Annotated in this window: 13 protein-coding genes and 1 pseudogene; 8 read left to right on the top strand and 6 right to left on the bottom strand. The window is 74.5% G+C overall.

Annotated features, from left to right (window positions below):
• Positions 1-2,301: Tex family protein (locus ACFVFS_RS31860; RefSeq protein ID WP_380628297.1), on the bottom strand; the 2,301-nt coding region annotated here is incomplete at its 3' end.
• A 402-nt stretch (positions 2,302-2,703) separates the two neighbouring features.
• Here ACFVFS_RS31860 and ACFVFS_RS31855 point away from each other — a divergent pair.
• The gene (locus ACFVFS_RS31855) at positions 2,704-3,645 is read left to right on the top strand and encodes an aminoglycoside phosphotransferase family protein (RefSeq protein WP_380628296.1); all 942 of its coding nucleotides are present in this window, start codon (positions 2,704-2,706) and stop codon (positions 3,643-3,645) included.
• A 43-nt stretch (positions 3,646-3,688) separates the two neighbouring features.
• Here the strand turns inward: ACFVFS_RS31855 and ACFVFS_RS31850 are convergent, their stop codons facing one another.
• The gene (locus tag ACFVFS_RS31850; protein WP_380628295.1) at positions 3,689-4,885 is read right to left on the bottom strand and encodes an FHA domain-containing protein; all 1,197 of its coding nucleotides are present in this window, start codon (positions 4,883-4,885) and stop codon (positions 3,689-3,691) included.
• 194 nt (positions 4,886-5,079) lie between these two features.
• Here ACFVFS_RS31850 and ACFVFS_RS31845 point away from each other — a divergent pair, with 194 nt between their 5' ends.
• The 5 genes from ACFVFS_RS31845 to ACFVFS_RS31825 all read left to right on the top strand — a co-directional run bounded on the left by ACFVFS_RS31845 (position 5,080) and on the right by ACFVFS_RS31825 (position 9,398).
• Positions 5,080-5,811: a tyrosine-protein phosphatase gene (locus ACFVFS_RS31845; RefSeq protein WP_380628294.1), complete on the top strand. Its 732-nt coding sequence runs from the start codon at positions 5,080-5,082 to the stop codon at positions 5,809-5,811.
• Between the two features lie 359 nt (positions 5,812-6,170).
• Positions 6,171-6,599 carry a hypothetical protein gene (locus ACFVFS_RS31840; RefSeq protein WP_380628293.1) on the top strand — a complete coding sequence of 143 codons (429 nt, stop codon included), beginning with the start codon at positions 6,171-6,173 and terminating at the stop codon, positions 6,597-6,599.
• 45 nt (positions 6,600-6,644) lie between these two features.
• Complete coding sequence (locus ACFVFS_RS31835) at positions 6,645-7,487, top strand: ATP-binding cassette domain-containing protein (protein WP_380628292.1); 843 nt, start codon at positions 6,645-6,647, stop codon at positions 7,485-7,487.
• Position 7,488: 1 nt separating this feature from the next.
• On the top strand, positions 7,489-8,796 hold the full coding sequence (locus tag ACFVFS_RS31830; protein WP_380628291.1) for a hypothetical protein: 1,308 nt from the start codon (positions 7,489-7,491) through the stop codon (positions 8,794-8,796).
• A gap of 23 nt (positions 8,797-8,819) precedes the next feature.
• Positions 8,820-9,398, top strand: a complete 579-nt coding sequence (locus ACFVFS_RS31825; protein ID WP_380628290.1) for a hypothetical protein — start codon at positions 8,820-8,822, stop codon at positions 9,396-9,398.
• Between the two features lie 30 nt (positions 9,399-9,428).
• Here ACFVFS_RS31825 and ACFVFS_RS31820 read toward each other — a convergent pair whose 3' ends face one another.
• Positions 9,429-10,346, bottom strand: coding sequence for a pentapeptide repeat-containing protein (locus ACFVFS_RS31820; RefSeq protein WP_380628289.1), 918 nt, complete (start codon positions 10,344-10,346; stop codon positions 9,429-9,431).
• 184 nt (positions 10,347-10,530) lie between these two features.
• Between ACFVFS_RS31820 and ACFVFS_RS31815 the strand changes: the two genes are divergently transcribed.
• Positions 10,531-12,147 carry a DUF2079 domain-containing protein gene (locus tag ACFVFS_RS31815; protein ID WP_380628288.1) on the top strand — a complete coding sequence of 539 codons (1,617 nt, stop codon included), beginning with the start codon at positions 10,531-10,533 and terminating at the stop codon, positions 12,145-12,147.
• A gap of 17 nt (positions 12,148-12,164) precedes the next feature.
• Here ACFVFS_RS31815 and ACFVFS_RS31810 read toward each other — a convergent pair whose 3' ends face one another.
• Entirely contained in the window at positions 12,165-12,962 is a 798-nt protein-coding gene (locus tag ACFVFS_RS31810) for an SGNH/GDSL hydrolase family protein (RefSeq protein ID WP_380628287.1), read from the bottom strand.
• A gap of 260 nt (positions 12,963-13,222) precedes the next feature.
• Positions 13,223-13,633: pseudogene (locus tag ACFVFS_RS31805) on the bottom strand (winged helix-turn-helix transcriptional regulator); the annotation flags it as partial.
• Positions 13,634-13,730: 97 nt separating this feature from the next.
• Here ACFVFS_RS31805 and ACFVFS_RS31800 point away from each other — a divergent pair.
• On the top strand, positions 13,731-14,945 hold the full coding sequence (locus ACFVFS_RS31800; RefSeq protein ID WP_380628286.1) for a pyridoxal phosphate-dependent aminotransferase: 1,215 nt from the start codon (positions 13,731-13,733) through the stop codon (positions 14,943-14,945).
• A 63-nt stretch (positions 14,946-15,008) separates the two neighbouring features.
• On the opposite strand, the gene ACFVFS_RS31795 is transcribed toward ACFVFS_RS31800, so the two are convergent.
• Positions 15,009-16,676, bottom strand: a complete 1,668-nt coding sequence (locus ACFVFS_RS31795; RefSeq protein ID WP_380628285.1) for a fibronectin type III domain-containing protein — start codon at positions 16,674-16,676, stop codon at positions 15,009-15,011.
• Positions 16,677-16,753 lie beyond the last annotated feature (77 nt).

The following is a 16,753-nucleotide window of genomic DNA, read 5'->3' as shown; positions in this document are numbered from 1 at the left end:
GCCCTGGCCGCCCTGGCCGCCGCGGCGCTCCTGGCGCGGCGGGCGGGCCTGGCGGTCGCCGCCGCGGCCGCCGCCCTCGCCGCCGCGGCCCACCTCGTCGTCCAGCCGCAGGGTGAGCCCGATCCGCTTGCGCGGCACGTCGACCGTGGTCACCCGGACGGTCACGATGTCGCCGGGCTTGACCACCTCGCGCGGGTCCTTGACGAAGTTCTTCGACAGCGCCGACACGTGCACCAGGCCGTCCTGGTGGACGCCCACGTCGACGAAGGCGCCGAACGCGGCCACATTGGTCACCACGCCCTCCAGGAGCATGCCGACCTCCAGGTCGCCGATCTTGTCGACGCCCTCCTTGAAGGTCGCGGTGCGGAACGCCGGGCGCGGGTCGCGGCCCGGCTTGTCCAGCTCGCCGAGGATGTCGGTGACGGTCGGGACGCCGAAGGTGTCGTCGGCGAAGTCGCCGGGCCGCAGGGCGCGCAGCCTGCCGCTGTTGCCGATCAGCTCGCGCAGCTCCCCGCCGGTCGCGGCGAGGATCCGGCGCACCACCGGGTACGCCTCCGGGTGCACGCTGGAGGCGTCCAGCGGGTCGTCGCCGCCCGGGATCCGCAGGAAGCCCGCGCACTGCTCGAAGGCCTTCGGGCCCAGCCGGGCGACGTCCTTGAGCGCCTTGCGGGTGCGGAACGGGCCGTTGGCGTCCCGGTGGGCGACGATGTTGTCCGCGAGCGTGCCGGTGATGCCGGAGACCCGGGTGAGCAGCGGGGCGGAGGCGGTGTTGACGTCCACGCCGACCGCGTTGACGCAGTCCTCGACGACGGCGTCCAGCGAGCGGGAGAGCTTCACCTCGCTCAGGTCGTGCTGGTACTGGCCGACGCCGATCGACTTGGGGTCGATCTTGACCAGCTCGGCCAGCGGGTCCTGGAGCCGGCGGGCGATCGAGACGGCGCCGCGGATCGACACGTCGAGGTCCGGCAGCTCCTGCGAGGCGAAGGCGGACGCCGAGTAGACGGACGCACCGGCCTCGCTGACCATCGCCTTGGTGAGCTTCAGCTCCGGGTGGCGCTTGACGAGGTCCTCGGCGAGCTTGTCCGTCTCCCGGGAGGCGGTGCCGTTGCCGATCGCCACCAGGTCGACGTCGTGCCGCTTCGCCAGCGCGGCCAGGGTCGCCAGCGCGGCGTCCCACTTGTTGGCGGGCTGGTGCGGGTAGATCGTGTCGTACGCGACCACCTTGCCGGTGGCGTCCACCACGGCGACCTTCACGCCGGTGCGGAAGCCCGGGTCCAGACCCATGGTGGCGCGGGTGCCGGCCGGGGCGGCGAGCAGCAGGTCGCGCAGGTTGGCGGCGAAGACCCGGACCGCCTCGTCCTCGGCCTCCGCGCGCAGCCGGCCGCGCAGGTCGATGCCGAGCCGGACCAGGATCCGGGTGCGCCAGGCCCAGCGGACGGTGTCGCCGAGCCACTTGTCGGCCGGGCGGCCGTGGTCGGCGATGCCGAAGCGGGCGGCGATCCGCTGCTCGTAGTCGCTCGCGCCGGGCAGGTCGCCGCCCTCCTCGCCGTCGTACGGCGACAGGTCGAGGTCCAGCACCTCCTCCTTCTCGCCGCGCAGCATCGCCAGGATGCGGTGCGAGGGGAGCTTGGTGTACGGCTCGGCGAAGTCGAAGTAGTCGGCGAACTTCGCGCCCTCCTGCTCCTTGCCCTCGCGGACGGTGGCGACCATCCGGCCGCGCGTCCACATCCGCTCGCGCAGCGAGCCGACCAGGTCGGCGTCCTCGCCGAACCGCTCGACCAGGATCGCCCGGGCGCCCTCCAGCGCGGCCGGGGCGTCGGCCACCGACTCGTTCAGGTAGCCGGCCGCCAGCGCCGCCGGGTCCTGCGAGGGGTCGGCGAGCAGGGTGTCGGCCAGCGGCTCCAGCCCGGCCTCGCGGGCGATCTGCGCCTTGGTGCGCCGCTTCGGCTTGAACGGCAGGTAGATGTCCTCCAGCCGGGCCTTGGAGTCGGCGGCGAGGATCTGCGCGCGCAGGGCGTCGTCCAGCTTGCCCTGTGCCTCGATCGACTCCAGGACGGCGCCGCGGCGCTCCTCCAGCTCCCGCAGGTAGCGCAGCCGCTCCTCCAGGGTGCGCAGCTGCGCATCGTCCAGCGAGCCGGTCGCCTCCTTGCGGTAGCGGGCCACGAACGGCACCGTCGCGCCGCCGTCCAGCAGCTCGACCGCCGACCTCACCTGCCCCTCGCGGACGCCCAGTTCCTCGGCGATCTTCCGCTCGATCGCCTGCTGGGCCTGCTGGGCCGCCTGTTCGACTGGCGTGGTCACGAAGCCGGTCACCTTCTTCAGAGTTGCTGTCCGTACCCGGGCATTCTCGCAGCAACCCCCGACACCCCGCCCCGCCCCACCACCCCGGGCGTGGCGCGCCGGCCGCTCCCGCCCTCAGCCCGCGTCGTCGACGAGGCGCTCCGGCGCGCCGCCAGGACTCCGACGAAGAGCAGCGCCGGCACCGGCGTCCCGGACAGTGCGGGGTGCTCCAGCCCGGTGCGCAGGGCCGGCAGTCCGCCCGGACCGCGGCCGGCCCGGCCGAGGGCGGCGGCTCCCGCCAGTGCCGCCGCGAGCCCGAGCGCCCCCCGTGGAACCCAATGCCTCCGCGAAGTACGCACATTCCCACCCTGGTGTTCGAAATCCGCCTGAGGGCGGGGCCCGTCGCGGCGTACAGTGCCGGGCATGTGCGCAGCCGCTCGGACGCCCGACCACATGCACGACGACGACCACCTGCACGACCGTCTGCACGACGAAGAACCCTCCATCGACACCGGTTTGGTGCGGCGGCTGATCGCCGCCCAGTTCCCGCAGTGGAAGGGCCTGCCGCTCGCGTCGGTCGGGCTCACCGCCACGGACAACGCGATGTTCCGGCTCGGCCCAGAACTCGCCGTGCGCCTCCCCCGCGCCGCCTGGGCGGCCGGGAACCTGGGGCGCGAGCAGTACTGGCTCCCCCGCCTCGCCCGGCATCTGCCGGTGCCCGTCCCCGCGCCGATCGGCCGGGGCCGGCCGACCGTCGGCTACCCGTGGGACTGGTCGGTGCTGCGCTGGCTGGACGGCGCGGCACCGACCGTCGGATCGCTCCCCAACCCCGTCCAACTCGCCTACGACCTCGCCGATTTCGTCTCCGCACTGCGCTCCGTCGAACCGGGCCCGGACGCCCCCGCCGCGCTGCGCGCCGGACCGCTGACCGGCCGGGACGCCGCCACCCGGGCCGCCATCGGACGGCTGCGCGGGGTGATCGACACCGAGACGGCGACCGCCCTGTGGGACAAGGCCCTGCGGCTGCCCGAGCACACCGGACCGGCCCGCTGGGTGCACGGCGACCTCACCCCGGGCAACCTCCTGGTCACCGGTCAACGCCTCGGCGCCGTCCTGGACTTCGGCCTGCTGGGGGTCGGCGACCCGACCGTCGACCTGCTGCCGGCCTGGAGCCTGCTGCCGGCCGCCGCCCGCCCGGCCTTCCGCACCTCCCTGGCCGTCGACGACGCCACCTGGGAGCGCGGCCGGGCCTGGGCGCTGTCCCTCGCACTCGTCCAACTGCCCTACTACCGCACCACCAACCCGGCGCTGGCCGCCAACGCCCGGCACATCGTCAAGGAGATCCTGTCGGACCGCAGCGTGTGAGCGCGGGCGCGTGGACGGGCGGGCGGACGGGCGGACGGCGGCGTCAGGGCTGGACGTAACGGGTGGCCTCGGCGGCCCCCGGCGGCAGCGGGGTGCGGGCTGCCTCGGACTGCCAGGCACCGGCCAGCTCGGCCGGGAAGCGGCGGCCGCTGCGGGTCAGTACCAGCCCGGGCGTCAACTCGACCTCGTCGCCCGGGCGGAACGGCCGGTCGGCGCCCGGCGGGAGACGCTCCCACGGGCCCAGGTGGCCGCGCCGACCGGCCTCGCGCACCCGGCTGCCGTAGGTGCTGGTGTCCCGCACCGTCACCGCGCCGCCGCGCACCGAGACCGTCAGGTGCCGGCGGCTGACCAGGGCCGCCCGCTCGACCGGCAGCAGGCCGAGCAGCGCGATGCCGTCCCCGTCCGGACCGGGCGCCCGGCCGACCGCCGTCCGCGAGCCCTCGTCCAGCGTGTACCGGGCCGCGCACTCCCCGTCCAGCACCACCTTGACCTGCGCGGCGCCGGGCCGGGCCCCGTCGTCGAGCAGCGGCGTCCCGTGCAGCTCGCAGGTGGGCACGCCCCGGCGCATCCGCGGCAGCATCACCCGCCCGCCGCGGTGCACGCTGTACACGGCGCACCGCGCCTCCGGGCAGCGCCAGGCGCGTCCGACCACCTCGACCAGCGGCTTGCTGGCGGCCGTCAGCAGACCCTGCTTCTTGAGCGCCGACAGCTCCATCTTCTTGGAGATCTCCGCGCCCGTCCGGTAGCCCATGTCGAGCGGCACCAGCCGCACCGCCCCGCGCCCGGCCGCCTCGGGCCGCAGGAACTGCCAGGTGTTGCCCTGGATCCAGGGGTGCTCGATCCGGTGGTCGTCGTAGTAGTCGGCGGTGACCACCTGGATCCCGGTCATGCCGGCGATCTCCAGCACCCGCTCGTCGGCGTCCGGCACCTCCTCCACCAGCCCCTCCGCCACCCACCGCGCCAGCGTCCGGGCGTCCGCCTCCTCGGCGAACTCCCTCCGCCCGCCCAGCAGACTGCGGTCGGCCACGCAGTACAGCGCCACCTGCCGGTCCCCGGTCAGCCGCACCAGCGCCTCCACCACCAGCCCCAGCCGGTGCAGCGAACGCGGCGCCGAGCCGCCGAAGTCGGTCCGCCGCACGATGTTGGAGAGCTCGATCAGGTAGTCCGCCCGGTCCGCGGACGTGGCGAGGTTGCGATCGAGGGCGCGGTCGAGGACTCGGTCGGGGCGGTGCTGCTCCATGGGGCCTCCGTGCGGTCGGCGTGCACGGGCCGCACCGGACGGCCGTCCCGGCGCCCCGTCACATCCGTTCCATCATGGCCCAGACCCTCCCGCCGCGGGCCGTGACCGTCCCATCGCCCGGTCCGGTGCCACCGGGTCCGGTGCCACCGCGTCCGGCCCGACCGGTCGGGGAACGGCCCCAGTAGGGTGCGAACATGACACGCCATCTTGAGTTCGAGGGCCCCTACAACTTCCGCGATCTGGGCGGCTACCCGGCCGCCGGCGGGCAGAAGGTCCGCTGGGGCCTGCTGTACCGCTCGTCCTCGCTCGGCAGGCTCGGCTCGGCCGCCGACCTCGAACGGTTCCGGGCGCTGGACATCGGCACCGTGATCGACCTGCGCTACCCCTGGGAGATCGAGCGCCGGGGGCGGATACCGGAGCTGGACGGGGTCGCGTACCACAACCTCTCGATCGAGCACCGGCCGTACGACCAGGCCGAGATCGACCCTGGGCTCGACCCGTGGCGCTACCTGGCGGACCGGTTCGCCGAGGTGGCCGAGGACGGGGCGGCGGAGATCCGCACCGTCCTGGAGCTGATCGCCGGGGCCGAGCGGCCGGTGGTGTTCCACTGCGCGGCCGGCAAGGACCGCACCGGGCTGGTCGCCGCCCTGGTGCTGACCCTGCTCGGCGTCGGCGAGGACGACGTGGCCGCCGACTTCGCGCTCACCGAGCTCGTCACCAGCCGGCTGGTGGCCGACTGGCGCGCCGCCAATCCGGGGCGCACCCTGCGCTGGCCCGCCTTCGGGCGCGCACCGGAGGAGGTGATCCGGCTCGCGCTCGCGGACCTGGTCGCCTCCCACGGCTCGGTGCACGCCTATGCCACCGGCAAGCTCGGTCTTGACGAGGCGCTGATCGGCCGGCTGCGGGCCCGGCTGCTCACGGCGTAGCCGGTGGCGACGAGATCCGGCCAGCGCTCCACCGGAACGACAATCGCATGAATAAGAAATCGATCGACCAATAGACCAGAAGCAGTCAAGGTGGATCGATATTCGACCGGATAAGCCCGGTCCCGGGAATTTCCGGCGAATGTCGATCCGCCTCTTGCCAAACCCCGACTCCTCGGCCCCGGCGCGCCGAATGGCCGAAAAAAATAGTGCTGGGCACCTGTTCGTGCACGCTAAGGTCATTTCCGCGGCGGCTCGGCCGATCGGGTGACCGCGACCGTTCGGATCGAACCTCCGCCCGTTTCCTTCCGCCTGCACGACGCCGCCCGTACGGCGGTGTCACCGAAACGATCGGACGGACCATGCGCGCAGAGAACCCCGTCGACCGCCCCCGCCGCATCGACCGCACGCTCGTCCGAGGCGTCCTGGTCGCCGCCGCGCTCCTCGGCCTCACCGGCGCCGGCCCGGCCCTGGCCGAGGGCTCCTGGACGTCCTACATCAGCAACTGGGGGCCCGGCTCGGAGTCCCGCCGCTGGGAGGACGCCGACCGCGACGACGTCGCCACCTCCGTCACCTTCCAGGGCTGCGCGACCGGCAACAACGACTTCAAGGACGCCGACCTCCAGATCCACAAGGACGTCTTCGGGCCCGACAAGTCCTACGGCCACCGCAGCAACCACTGCGACACCTCCACATGGGGCGACCAGAGCGCCGGCATCTACTACTTCGTCCTGGAAGGCGTGCGCAGCGGCGCCAGGCTCTGGGTGGACACCGTGACCACCCGGTACTGACCCCCGCCCCCGCACCCGTTCCGAGCGAAATGCGTCGACCCCGCCATGGCCCTTGAATTCCACCGCGTCGACTTCCAGCACAGCCGGAAGGCACTCCTGTTCACCGGTCTCGATCTGCGGATCGACAATCCGGCCACCGTCCTGCTCGGCCCCAACGGCGCCGGCAAGTCCACCCTGCTGGCGCTCGCCGCCTCGCAGGTGAGTCCGCACCGCGGGTTCGTCAGCTGGCACGGCGTCAACCCGGCGGCGGGCGGCGGCGACCGGGCCGCCTACCGGCGCGCGGTGGCCTGGCTGCCGCAGCAGATCACCCCCGTCCCCGGGCTCACCGTGCGCGAACAGGTCGCGTACTGCGGCTGGTTGAAGGGCATGTCGCGCACCGCCGCCTGGCGGGCCTCGGCCGGCGCGCTCGCCCGGGTCGGCCTCGCCGGGCTCGGCGACCGGGCCGGCCACCAGCTCTCCGGCGGCCAGCTGCGCCGGATGGGCATCGCCGGCTGCCTCGCCCACCACAGCGAGCTGATCCTGATGGACGAGCCCACGGCCGGGCTCGACCCCGCCCAGCGCTCGGTGTTCCGGTCCCTGGTCGAGGAGCTGACGGGCGAGGTGTCCATCGTCATCGCCACCCATCGGACCGAGGACCTCGCGGGCGCCTACCGGCAGGTGGTGGTGCTGGACCGCGGCCGGGTCCGGTTCCAGGGCGCCGCCGAGGAGTTCCACGCCCTCGCGGCCGACGGCCGGAGCGCCGGGGCGGTCGGCGACGGGTCCGACGGCGCGCCCGGCGACGGACCTGACGGCGGACCTGGCGGCGGACCGGGCGAAGGACCCCGCGGCGGCTCCGGCACGCCGACCGCCGAGGCCGCGTACGCGCGCCTGATCGAACGGGAGACGTGACGTGCTGCTGCGCACCGTTCTGCGGATCTCGGCCGGCACCCGGGCGCTCCCGTTCCTGCTCGGCTTCGTCCTGGTCGCGCTCGGCGACGAGCTGACCGCCTGGGTCACCCCGGCGTACGGGCTCGCCGCCGCCGGGCACGCCAGCCTCGCGCTGCCGTTCGCCTGCGCGGCCTGCGCGGCCTGCGGCGCTTGGGAGGGCGGGCGGCTGCGGCGCGGCGGCGTGTTCGACCGCTCGCCGGTCCGCTCCGCGCCGGCCGTCAGCGCACCGGTGCTGCTGCCGGTCGCCGTGATGGGCGGGCTGGGCATGGCCGTCGCGCTGGGCACCGCGATGCTGGCCGGCGGCACCGCGGACGGCGTCCCGCAGCCCGGCCTGTTCGCGGTCTGGGCCGGGCTGCTGCTCGCCAACACCCTGGTCGGCTCGGTCGTCGGACGGGTGCTGGCGCCGGTGGCCGCCGTGCCGCTCGCGCTGGTCGGCAGCTTCGTGCTGAACGCCTACCCCGCCGCGTTCGACACCTACTGGCCGCGGCACCTGGTCGGCGGCGGGCTCTCCGACTGCTGTGCCGTGGACCAGGTGCTGGACGGACGGGCGGTGGCGGGGTCGCTGGTCTTCTCCGGCGCGGTCTGCGCGGCCGCCGTCCTGCTGATCCACCGACGCGGCGCCCCGCTCGCCGTCGCCGCCGCGCTGGCCGTCACGACGGGCGGCGTCGTACTGGGCGGCTGGACCGCCCGGGACCTCGGCCCCGAACCGGTGCGCGCCCGCTCCGCCGCCGCGCTGGTCTGCGACGACGGTCGGCCGCGCGTCTGCCTCTGGCCCGAGCTCGGCGGCGCCCGCTCGGCGATGGTCCGCACCGAGGTCCGCCGGGTCGCCGACGCCCTGGCCGGGCGCGGCGTCGCCGTCCCGGAAGGGTTCACCATGGCCGCCCGGCCCGGACCGGGCGAGGCCGGGCTCGGCGTCCCGACCGACGCCCTGGCACGGGACGTCGCCCCCGCCGTGGTCGGCGGCCTGCTCCCGCGCGCGCCGGACTGCGCCCGCCGCGGCGACCCCTACCCGGCCGCGGCCGCCCTCGGCACGGCCACCGCCTGGCTCACCGCCCGGGCCGGGCCGGACGGCACCACCGTGCCCCCGGCCGGGATCGGCGGCCGCTTCACCGAGACCGACGCGGCCCGCGCCACCCGGCTGGTCCGGCTGCCCGACGAGACCCAGCTCACCTGGTACCGCGCCACCGCCGAGGCCCTGGCCGACTGCGGCACCCCGCCCCCGCCGCTCCCGCCCGCCGCGGCGGCGGCCACCGGAGGAGGTGCGGAGTGATCTGGTGGTGCAAGGCGCGCGCGGTGCCGACACTCGCGGCCGTCCTCGCCGGGACCTTCGCCGCCGGCCTGCTGGTCGGGGACGGCGAGCTGCCGGTGCCCGCCCTGCACGGACAGGCCGGGCACTTCCTCCTCGCCCATGTGATCACCCTGGTCCCGGCGGTGTCCCTGCTGTACGGCCTCGGCCGGGGCGACCTGCGCACCGAATCGGTCGCCGGCCGACACCTGCGCGGCCTCGACGTCGGCCTCGCCCTCGCCCTCGCCGCCACCGGGACGGCCTGCGGCGGCCTCGCCTACGCGGCCGGCCAGGGAGCGCTCGCGCTGGTCCTGGCCCGCAACACCGCCGGCTACCTCGGCCTGGCCCTGCTGGCCCACCCACTGATCGGCCACCGCCCGGCGGCGGCCGTACTCGCCACCGTCCCCCTGCTCTGCTCGGCAGCGGGCTGGTCCCCGGACAGCCACCCGCGCCCATGGGCCTGGCCCCTGCACCCGGCCGACTCCCCGGCCGCCCTGGCCGCCGTCGGCCTGCTGCTGCTCACCGGCGCCGCCTGCACCCTGCGCGCTCCACCGCCGCCCACCACGCTGCGCCTACTGGACCGCTGAACGCCGCAGAGCCGGGACCGGGACCAGCGTTCAGCGCCGCCGGGGCCTGCCCGGGCGGCCGCCGTTCTGCCGGCCGGTGCCCGTGCGGGCACCGCCCCGCGGGCGGGCGGGTCCGCCTGTGGCGGCGTCGGCGGCGGCCGTGTCGGGCCAGTGGGCGGGGCGCTTCAGCGCCGCCGGGAGGCGGGTGGCCGCGTCGCCGCGGGCCGCGTTGAGCTGTGCCTGGGTGAGGAACAGCGCGTCGGTGAGGTCGGCGCCCGCCAGGTTGGCGTCCCGCAGGTCCGCGCCGACCAGATCGGCGAGCCGCAGGTCCGCCCCGGCCAGGTCCGCCGCGACCAGCAGCGCGCCCCGCAGATTGGCCCCGCGCAGGTCCGCCCCGCGCAGCCGGGCCCCGAACAGGTCCGCGCCCCGGTGCTCACGACGGCGCGGGACGGCGGCCCGGACCAGCTCACTCGCCCGGAGCAGCAGCTCGGCCACCGCCTGCCGGTGCGCGGGAACGTCGACCGCCAGGATCTCCTCCGGCGTGCCGCCGGCCAGCCGCTCGGTCTCCTCCAGCATCCGGCGCAGCTCCCCGTGCACGGGGCGGGCCGGGGCGAAGGTGAGCGCCTCGGCGAGGTACCAGAGCAGCTCGTGCAGCTGCCGCACCACCGGGAACACCTCGAACATCGTCCCGGCGCTCTCCGGCGCCTCGCGCCAGCTGCGCCCGCCGAAGGTGACCTGGGAGACGTGCTGACCGGCCCCGAAGCAGTCGTACACCGTGCAGCCGGGGAAGCCGCTGTCGCGCAACCGCTCGTGGATGCCGCAGCCGAAGTCCGCCCGGAGGTTGCGACAGGGGGTGCCGCCGGCCTTGTTCACGGCGAAGTCGGTCCCGGCGGCGAACGGCAGAGCGACGCAGCACAGCCCGAAGCAGCTCCCGCAGTCGGAGACGAGGTTGAGGCTCGGGACGCTCACGGTGCTGTTGATCCTCCGGGTACGACGGTGCGGTGCCCATGCGGCGGCGCAACGATGCGGTGGTTGGTGGTGCAGCTGTAGAGCGTACCGACAGCCCGGAGCGGTCGTCGGTTAGTGTGGTCGGCCGAGCGCGAGCGGCACCAGGGCACGCGCGGCACAACAGCACCGACGGAGGAACCAAGGCATGTCCCGGCACGACGTGGCGCCGTACCCGGACACCGAGGGCACCGCGACGCCCGCCGCCGGACAGCCGCCCGCCCTCCGCCTCCCGCACCGCGCCCGCACCGTCGCGTTCACCGTGCTCTGCTTCGCCGTCTGCCTGGCGATCGGCGCCCAGCAGTGGACCACCCTCCAGCTCGGCGGCTTCGACCTCGGGATCTTCGACCAGGGCGTGCGCGGCTACGCGCACCTCGGCCTGCCGGTGTCGACGCTGAAGAGCTTCCACCACGAGTTCCCGCCCGGCTTCTCGCTCCTCGGCGACCACTTCTCGCCGGTGATCGCGCTGATGGCGCCGCTCTACTGGCTCTGGGACGACCCCCGCTCGCTGCTCCTCGGCCAGGCGCTCTGCTTCGCCGCCGGGGTGCCGCTGATCCGCCGGATCACCGACCGCTGCTTCGCCGGTGCCGACTCCGGCACCGCCCGCCGCGCCGCCGACCTCGCCGCGCTCGCCTACGGACTGGGCTGGCCGCTGCTGGTGGCCTCCCGCGGCGGGTTCCACGAGGTGGCGTTCGCCGTGCCGCTGACGCTGCTGATGCTGGAGCGCGGGATGGCCCGGCAGTACTGGGCGGCCGCGCTGGCCGGCCTGCTGCTGTGCTGCACCAAGGAGGACATGGGCCTGGCGGTCGGCGCGTACGGCCTGGTGCTGCTGCTGCGGGCGCGCCGCGAGCCGGACCCCGGCCGCCGCCGCCCCGCCGTCCGCTGGGGGCTGGGCCTGCTGCTCGGCGGCCCGCTCGCCTCGGCGGTGGCGATCGCGAAGCTGATCCCCGCGATGGGCGGCGTGCCCGGCTACTACTGGAACTACCAGGCGCTCGGCGAGGACGGCGGCTCGGCGGTCGCCAACGTGCTGGCCGACCCGACCCGGCTGGTCTCGGCGTTCTTCGACGCCCCGCTGAAGCCGCTGCTGCTGCTCTGGCTCTTCGGCACCCTGTTCCTCCTCCCGCTGCGCTCCGCGACCGTGCTCCTGGCCGTCCCGCTGCTCGCCGAGCGGGTCCTCTCCAGCAACCCCAACCACTGGTCGATCGCCCGGCACTACGACGCGTTCCTCTGGCCGATCCTGCTGGTCGCCGCGGTGGAGGTGCTGGGCCGCTGCCACGACCGCGCGCTGACCCGGCGGCTCGGCGTGGCGGCGGCCGCGCTGACCGTCGCGGCCGCGCTGCCGCTCGGGGTGGCCAACCTGTTCGTGCCGGCCTACTGGCAGCCGAAGGCGAGCGAGGCGGCGCTGCTGCGCGGCGCGGCGCTGGTCCCGGACGGCGCCTCCGTCGAGGCCGACAACCAGGCGGCGCCGCGGCTGACCGCCCGGGCGGACGTGGTGCTGGTCGACGAGAAGCCGCGCGGGCGCGAGTACGTGCTGATCCGCGCGGACAAGCGGTCCTTCCCGTTCCGGACCGACCACGAGCAGGCGGCCCGGATCGAGCTGCTGCTGGCGCACGGGTACCGGACGGTCTGGTCGGAGGACGGCGTCCACCTGCTGCACCGGGAGGGCACCGAGCCGGTCCCGGGCGAGCAGGTGCCCGGCCCGGACTCCACCCCGTACCAGGACGAGGTGCCGTCGGACGTGGGCCACAACCTCTTCCGCGGCTGACGTCCCCGCGACCCGCCTCAGCCCTCGTAGGGCAGCAGTTCCGCGCGCTTGGGCGGGCGGCCGTCGCCGGAGGAGCGGCCGGTGAGCCGGCGGCCGATCCACGGGCCGAGGTGGGTGCGGGCCCAGCGGGCGTCGGCGGCCAGCCGCTCGCCGCGGGTCGGCGGCGCGGCGACCGGCAGCGGGGCTCGCCAGTCGAAGCCGGCGGGGCGGCCGAGCGCCTCCAGGACGGCCTCGGCGACCCGGCGGTGCCCCTCGGGCGAGAGGTGGAGCCGGTCCTCCCCCCAGAGCCTGCGGTCGTCGAAGCAGGGCGCGGAGAAGAGGTCGACCACGGCGATGCCCGGGTCCCGGGCGAGCTCGTGCACGAAGGCCTTCATCCGCAGGATCGCCGGGAGCAGCCGGGCGGAGCCGGCCATCCGGCGCGTCGGGTCGGTACTGGTGAACATCACCACGGTGGCGCCGGTGGCGCGCAGCCGGGCGGCGGAGGCGCCGAGCAGCTCCTCGACCCGGACGACGTCGCAGCGCGGGCGCAGCACGTCGTTGAGCCCGCCCGCCAGGGTGACCAGCTCGGCGCCCATCGCGGCGGCGGTCTCCAACTGCTCGTCGTGGATCTGGCCGATGAGCTTGCCGCGCACGGCGAGGTTGGCGTACCGGAAGGCGCCGGCCGGGTGCTCGGCGGCGAGCCGTGCGGCGACGCGGTCGGCCCAGCCCCGGAAGTGGCCGTCGGGCAGCAGGTCGTCGCACATGCCCTCGGTGAAGGAGTCCCCGACGGCGACGTAACTGCGGAAGGCGGTGGGCGTGTTCTCCGTGTTCTCCATGGCCCGACGATCGTACGCGCGCGGCCCGCGGCGGGATCCGGCGGCCTCCGGCGGCCCCGGGCGCGCGCCGCGGAACGCGGCGGGCCCGCGGATCAACGGCGGCGGCAATCGGTCGACGATCCCCCGTTCATCGGGGCCGGGCAAGGTGGGGCGGGTCGGCGGCGCTGCCCGACGGATCCGGGACCGGTCGCGGGGGAACCGGTCGCGGAACACCGGGTGCGCCGCCGACCGCGTCGCCCGGCCGGTCAGACCCCCGCCGGCTCCGCCACCGCCTCCGCCGACGCCTCCTCAGCCGGCGCCTCCTCCGGCCCGCCGGTGACCCAGTGCGTGCGCACCGCGTCGGTCGGCCGCTGCTCCCCCAGCGCGTCGAGGCCCCAGACGCCGAGCGCCGCCACGACCGGCCGCAGCGCGGCACCGCGCCCGGTCAGCTCGTAGACGGTGGCGTTGGCCGGCCGTTCGAGGCGGCGCCGCTCGACCACGCCCTCGCTCTCCAGCTGCTTGAGCCGCGCGGCGAGGATGTCGGTGGAGACGCCGGGCAGGTCGGCGTGCAGGTCGGTGTAGCGGCGCGGGCCGGCCAGGAGTTCACGGACGATCAGGAGGCTCCAGCGCTCCCCCACCGCGTCCAGGGCGCGGGCGACGGCGCAGTACTGGTCGTAGCTTCGGCGTGACATGTGGATCAGCATAGCCAAGAGGTTGGACTTTCCAAGTGCCTACTTGGTAGAACAAAGCGACCAGGGTCGATGCGGGGTGACGGTCGGGAGGCCGCAGATGGAGTTTCGGCAGTCCAGCAAGCTGAATGACGTGTGTTACGAGATCCGCGGCCCGGTGGTCGACCAGGCCAACGCGCTGGAGGAGGCCGGGCACAGCGTGCTCCGGCTGAACACCGGCAACCCCGCCACGTTCGGCTTCGAGGCGCCGGAGGAGATCCTCCAGGACATCATCCGCAACCTCCCCCGGGCGCACGGCTACAGCGACTCGCGCGGCATCCTGCCGGCCCGCCGCGCGGTCGTGCAGTACTACCAGCAGCGCGGCGTCGAGGGCGTGGACGTGGGCGACGTCTACCTCGGCAACGGCGTCTCCGAGCTGATCCAGATGGCCGTCACCGCGCTGGTGGACGACGGCGACGAGGTGCTCGTCCCGATGCCCGACTACCCGCTGTGGACGGCGGTGGTCCGACTGGCCGGCGGCAAGGCGGTGCACTACGCGTGCGACGAGGAGGCGGACTGGTTCCCCGACCTCGACGACATCGCCGCCAAGATCACCGCCCGCACCAAGGCGATCGTGGTCATCAACCCCAACAACCCCACCGGCGCGGTCTACCCGAAGGAGCTGCTGGAGGGCATCCTCGACCTCGCCCGCCGCCACCAGCTGATGGTGCTGGCCGACGAGATCTACGACAAGATCCTCTACGACGGCGTCGAGCACCACTGCCTGGCCGCGCTGGCCGACGACGTGCTCACCCTCACCTTCAACGGCCTCTCCAAGTCCTACCGGGTGGCCGGCTTCCGCAGCGGTTGGCTGGTCGTCTCCGGCCCCAAGCAGCACGCGAGCGACTACCTGGAGGGCCTCACCATGCTCTCCGGCATGCGGCTGTGCCCCAACGTGCCCTCCCAGTACGCCGTCCAGGCCGCGCTCGGCGGCCACCAGTCCATCAACGACCTGGTCCTGCCCGGCGGCCGCCTCGCCGAACAGCGCGACGTCGCCTTCCGCGCCCTCAACGAGATCCCCGGCGTCAGCTGCGTCAAGCCCCGCGGCGCGCTCTACGCCTTCGCCAGGCTCGACCCGGCCGTCCACCGCATCGTCGACGACGAGCGCTTCGTCCTGGACCTCCTGCTCCGCGAGAAGATCCACGTGGTCCAGGGCACCGGCTTCAACTGGCCCCGCCCCGACCACTTCCGCTTCGTCACCCTCCCCCGCGCCGACGACCTGGAGACCGCCATCAACCGCATCGGCCGCTTCCTCGCCACCTACCGCCAGGTCTGACCCGCACCCGCGTCGGCCCCCGCAGGCGGTGCCTGCGGGGGCCGACGGGGTGCGGGCGGGGAGCTACCAGCCCCAGCCGCCGCCCTGGCCGTCGTCGTCGCGGTCGCCGTCCCAGCCCGCGCCGACCTCGCGGAGGATGGTGTAGTGGTCGACCCGGGTGCCGTCCTCCGCCAGGGCGGTGACGGTCATCTCGGACTTCCGGCCCAGGTGGGCGGGCTTCACGTCGACCTTGATGAAGGAGTAGCCGGTGTAGCGGACCCGCGACCACTCGACCTTCTCGGTGACCTTGCCGCCGCCCTTGGCGAAGTAGTAGGTGTCCACCGAGTCGAGGCGCTGCTCGTGGCCCTCGTAGGTGTCCGGGGCGTCGAAGCGGTAGAGGCTGCGGCCGGCCGCGCCCGCCGTCACGTACACCACGCCGTCCTTGGCGGGCTCGACGGCGGCGCCGCTCGGCACCGCCTTGGAGACCTTGTTGCCGAGGATCGCGTCGGTGCGCTCGTACACGTGGTTGTGACCGTTGATCACCAGGTCGACCCGGTACTTCTCGAACAGCGGCACCCAGGCCTCCCGCACCCCGCCCTCGGAGGCGTGCTGGTGGGTGGTGGAGAAGGCGCAGTGGTGGAAGAAGACCACGACGAAGTCGATCGTCTCGTCGCCCCGCAGGTCCTTCAGGGTGCGCTCCAGCCAACGGGTCTGCTTGCCCGCCGAGATGCCCAGGTTGGCCGGGATCTCGTAGGAGACGTCGTTGGCGTCCAGCGAGATGACGCCGACGTTCTTGTAGCGGAACGAGTAGACGCCGGGGACGCTGCGCTTGTCCGGGCCGTTGTCCGGCAGGTAGAAGCGGGCGTTCTCGCCGCCGTAGCCGTTCGGCGAGTACCAGGCCTCCATGTCGTGGTTGCCGTACGCGACCATCCACGGCACCTTCGAGGCGACCGTCTCGGTCTGCACCAGGAAGGCGTCCCAGGTGGTGGCGTTGAACACCGACCTGTCGGAGTCCTGGCCGGAGCCCGCCGGGTCGGCGTAGCAGATGTCCCCGGCGTGCAGGTGGAAGGCCGGGTTCTGGGCCAGGATGATGTGGTCGTTGCCCTTGGCGTGGTCGCTGACGCCCTGGTCGCCGAAGGCGGTGAAGGTGAACGGCTCGTACACCTTGCCCCAGCGGTGCTCGCGCGAGGGCGCGGTGCGGAAGGTGCCGAGGGTGGAGATCGCCTGCTGCGAGGCCGGGTCGAAGCCCTGGTGGCCGACGCCGTAGTAGTAGGTGGTGTCGGGGTGCAGGTCCTCCAGCGCCACGTGCAGGTAGTACTGGTCCACCGGCTGGCCGGTGGGGGTGAGCGCCGGGGTGTGCAGGGTGCGCACCTCCGCCTCGATCCTGTGGCCGAGGTCCCACGGGTTCTTGCCGTACCGCAGGAACGGCCGCTTCACCGGGGCCGGCACCTGCCAGGAGACCCGGAACTGGGTGTCCGGCTCGGGACCGAAGGCGAGGTGACGCCCGATCGGGGCGACCAGCGAGCCGTCGACACCCGCGGTGGCGCCGCCGGCCAGCAGCTGCGGCGAGACCGGGGCGGCCGAGGCGGTGCCGCTGCCCAGGGCACCGCCCACGGCCAGCGCGCCCACCGAGACGGCACCGGCGCGCAGCATCCGGCGGCGGGAGAAACGGGCCCGGAGGTACTCGTGCTGCTCGGCCATGCTCATGCGTTCGGCGAGCTTGACCGGCACGCCCATGTTCGGAGTTTCCATGGGCCGGACTCTTCCAGCCACGTGTTGACCGGACACGGACGCGCGGTGAACGCGCCCGGGCGTGCCGGTCAGTCGAA

The organism is Kitasatospora sp. NPDC057692 (genome assembly GCF_042799475.1).
GTDB lineage: Bacteria > Actinomycetota > Actinomycetes > Streptomycetales > Streptomycetaceae > Kitasatospora.
Note: the sequence above shows the minus strand (reverse complement) of the source record. Positions and strands in the feature narration are given on the sequence as shown.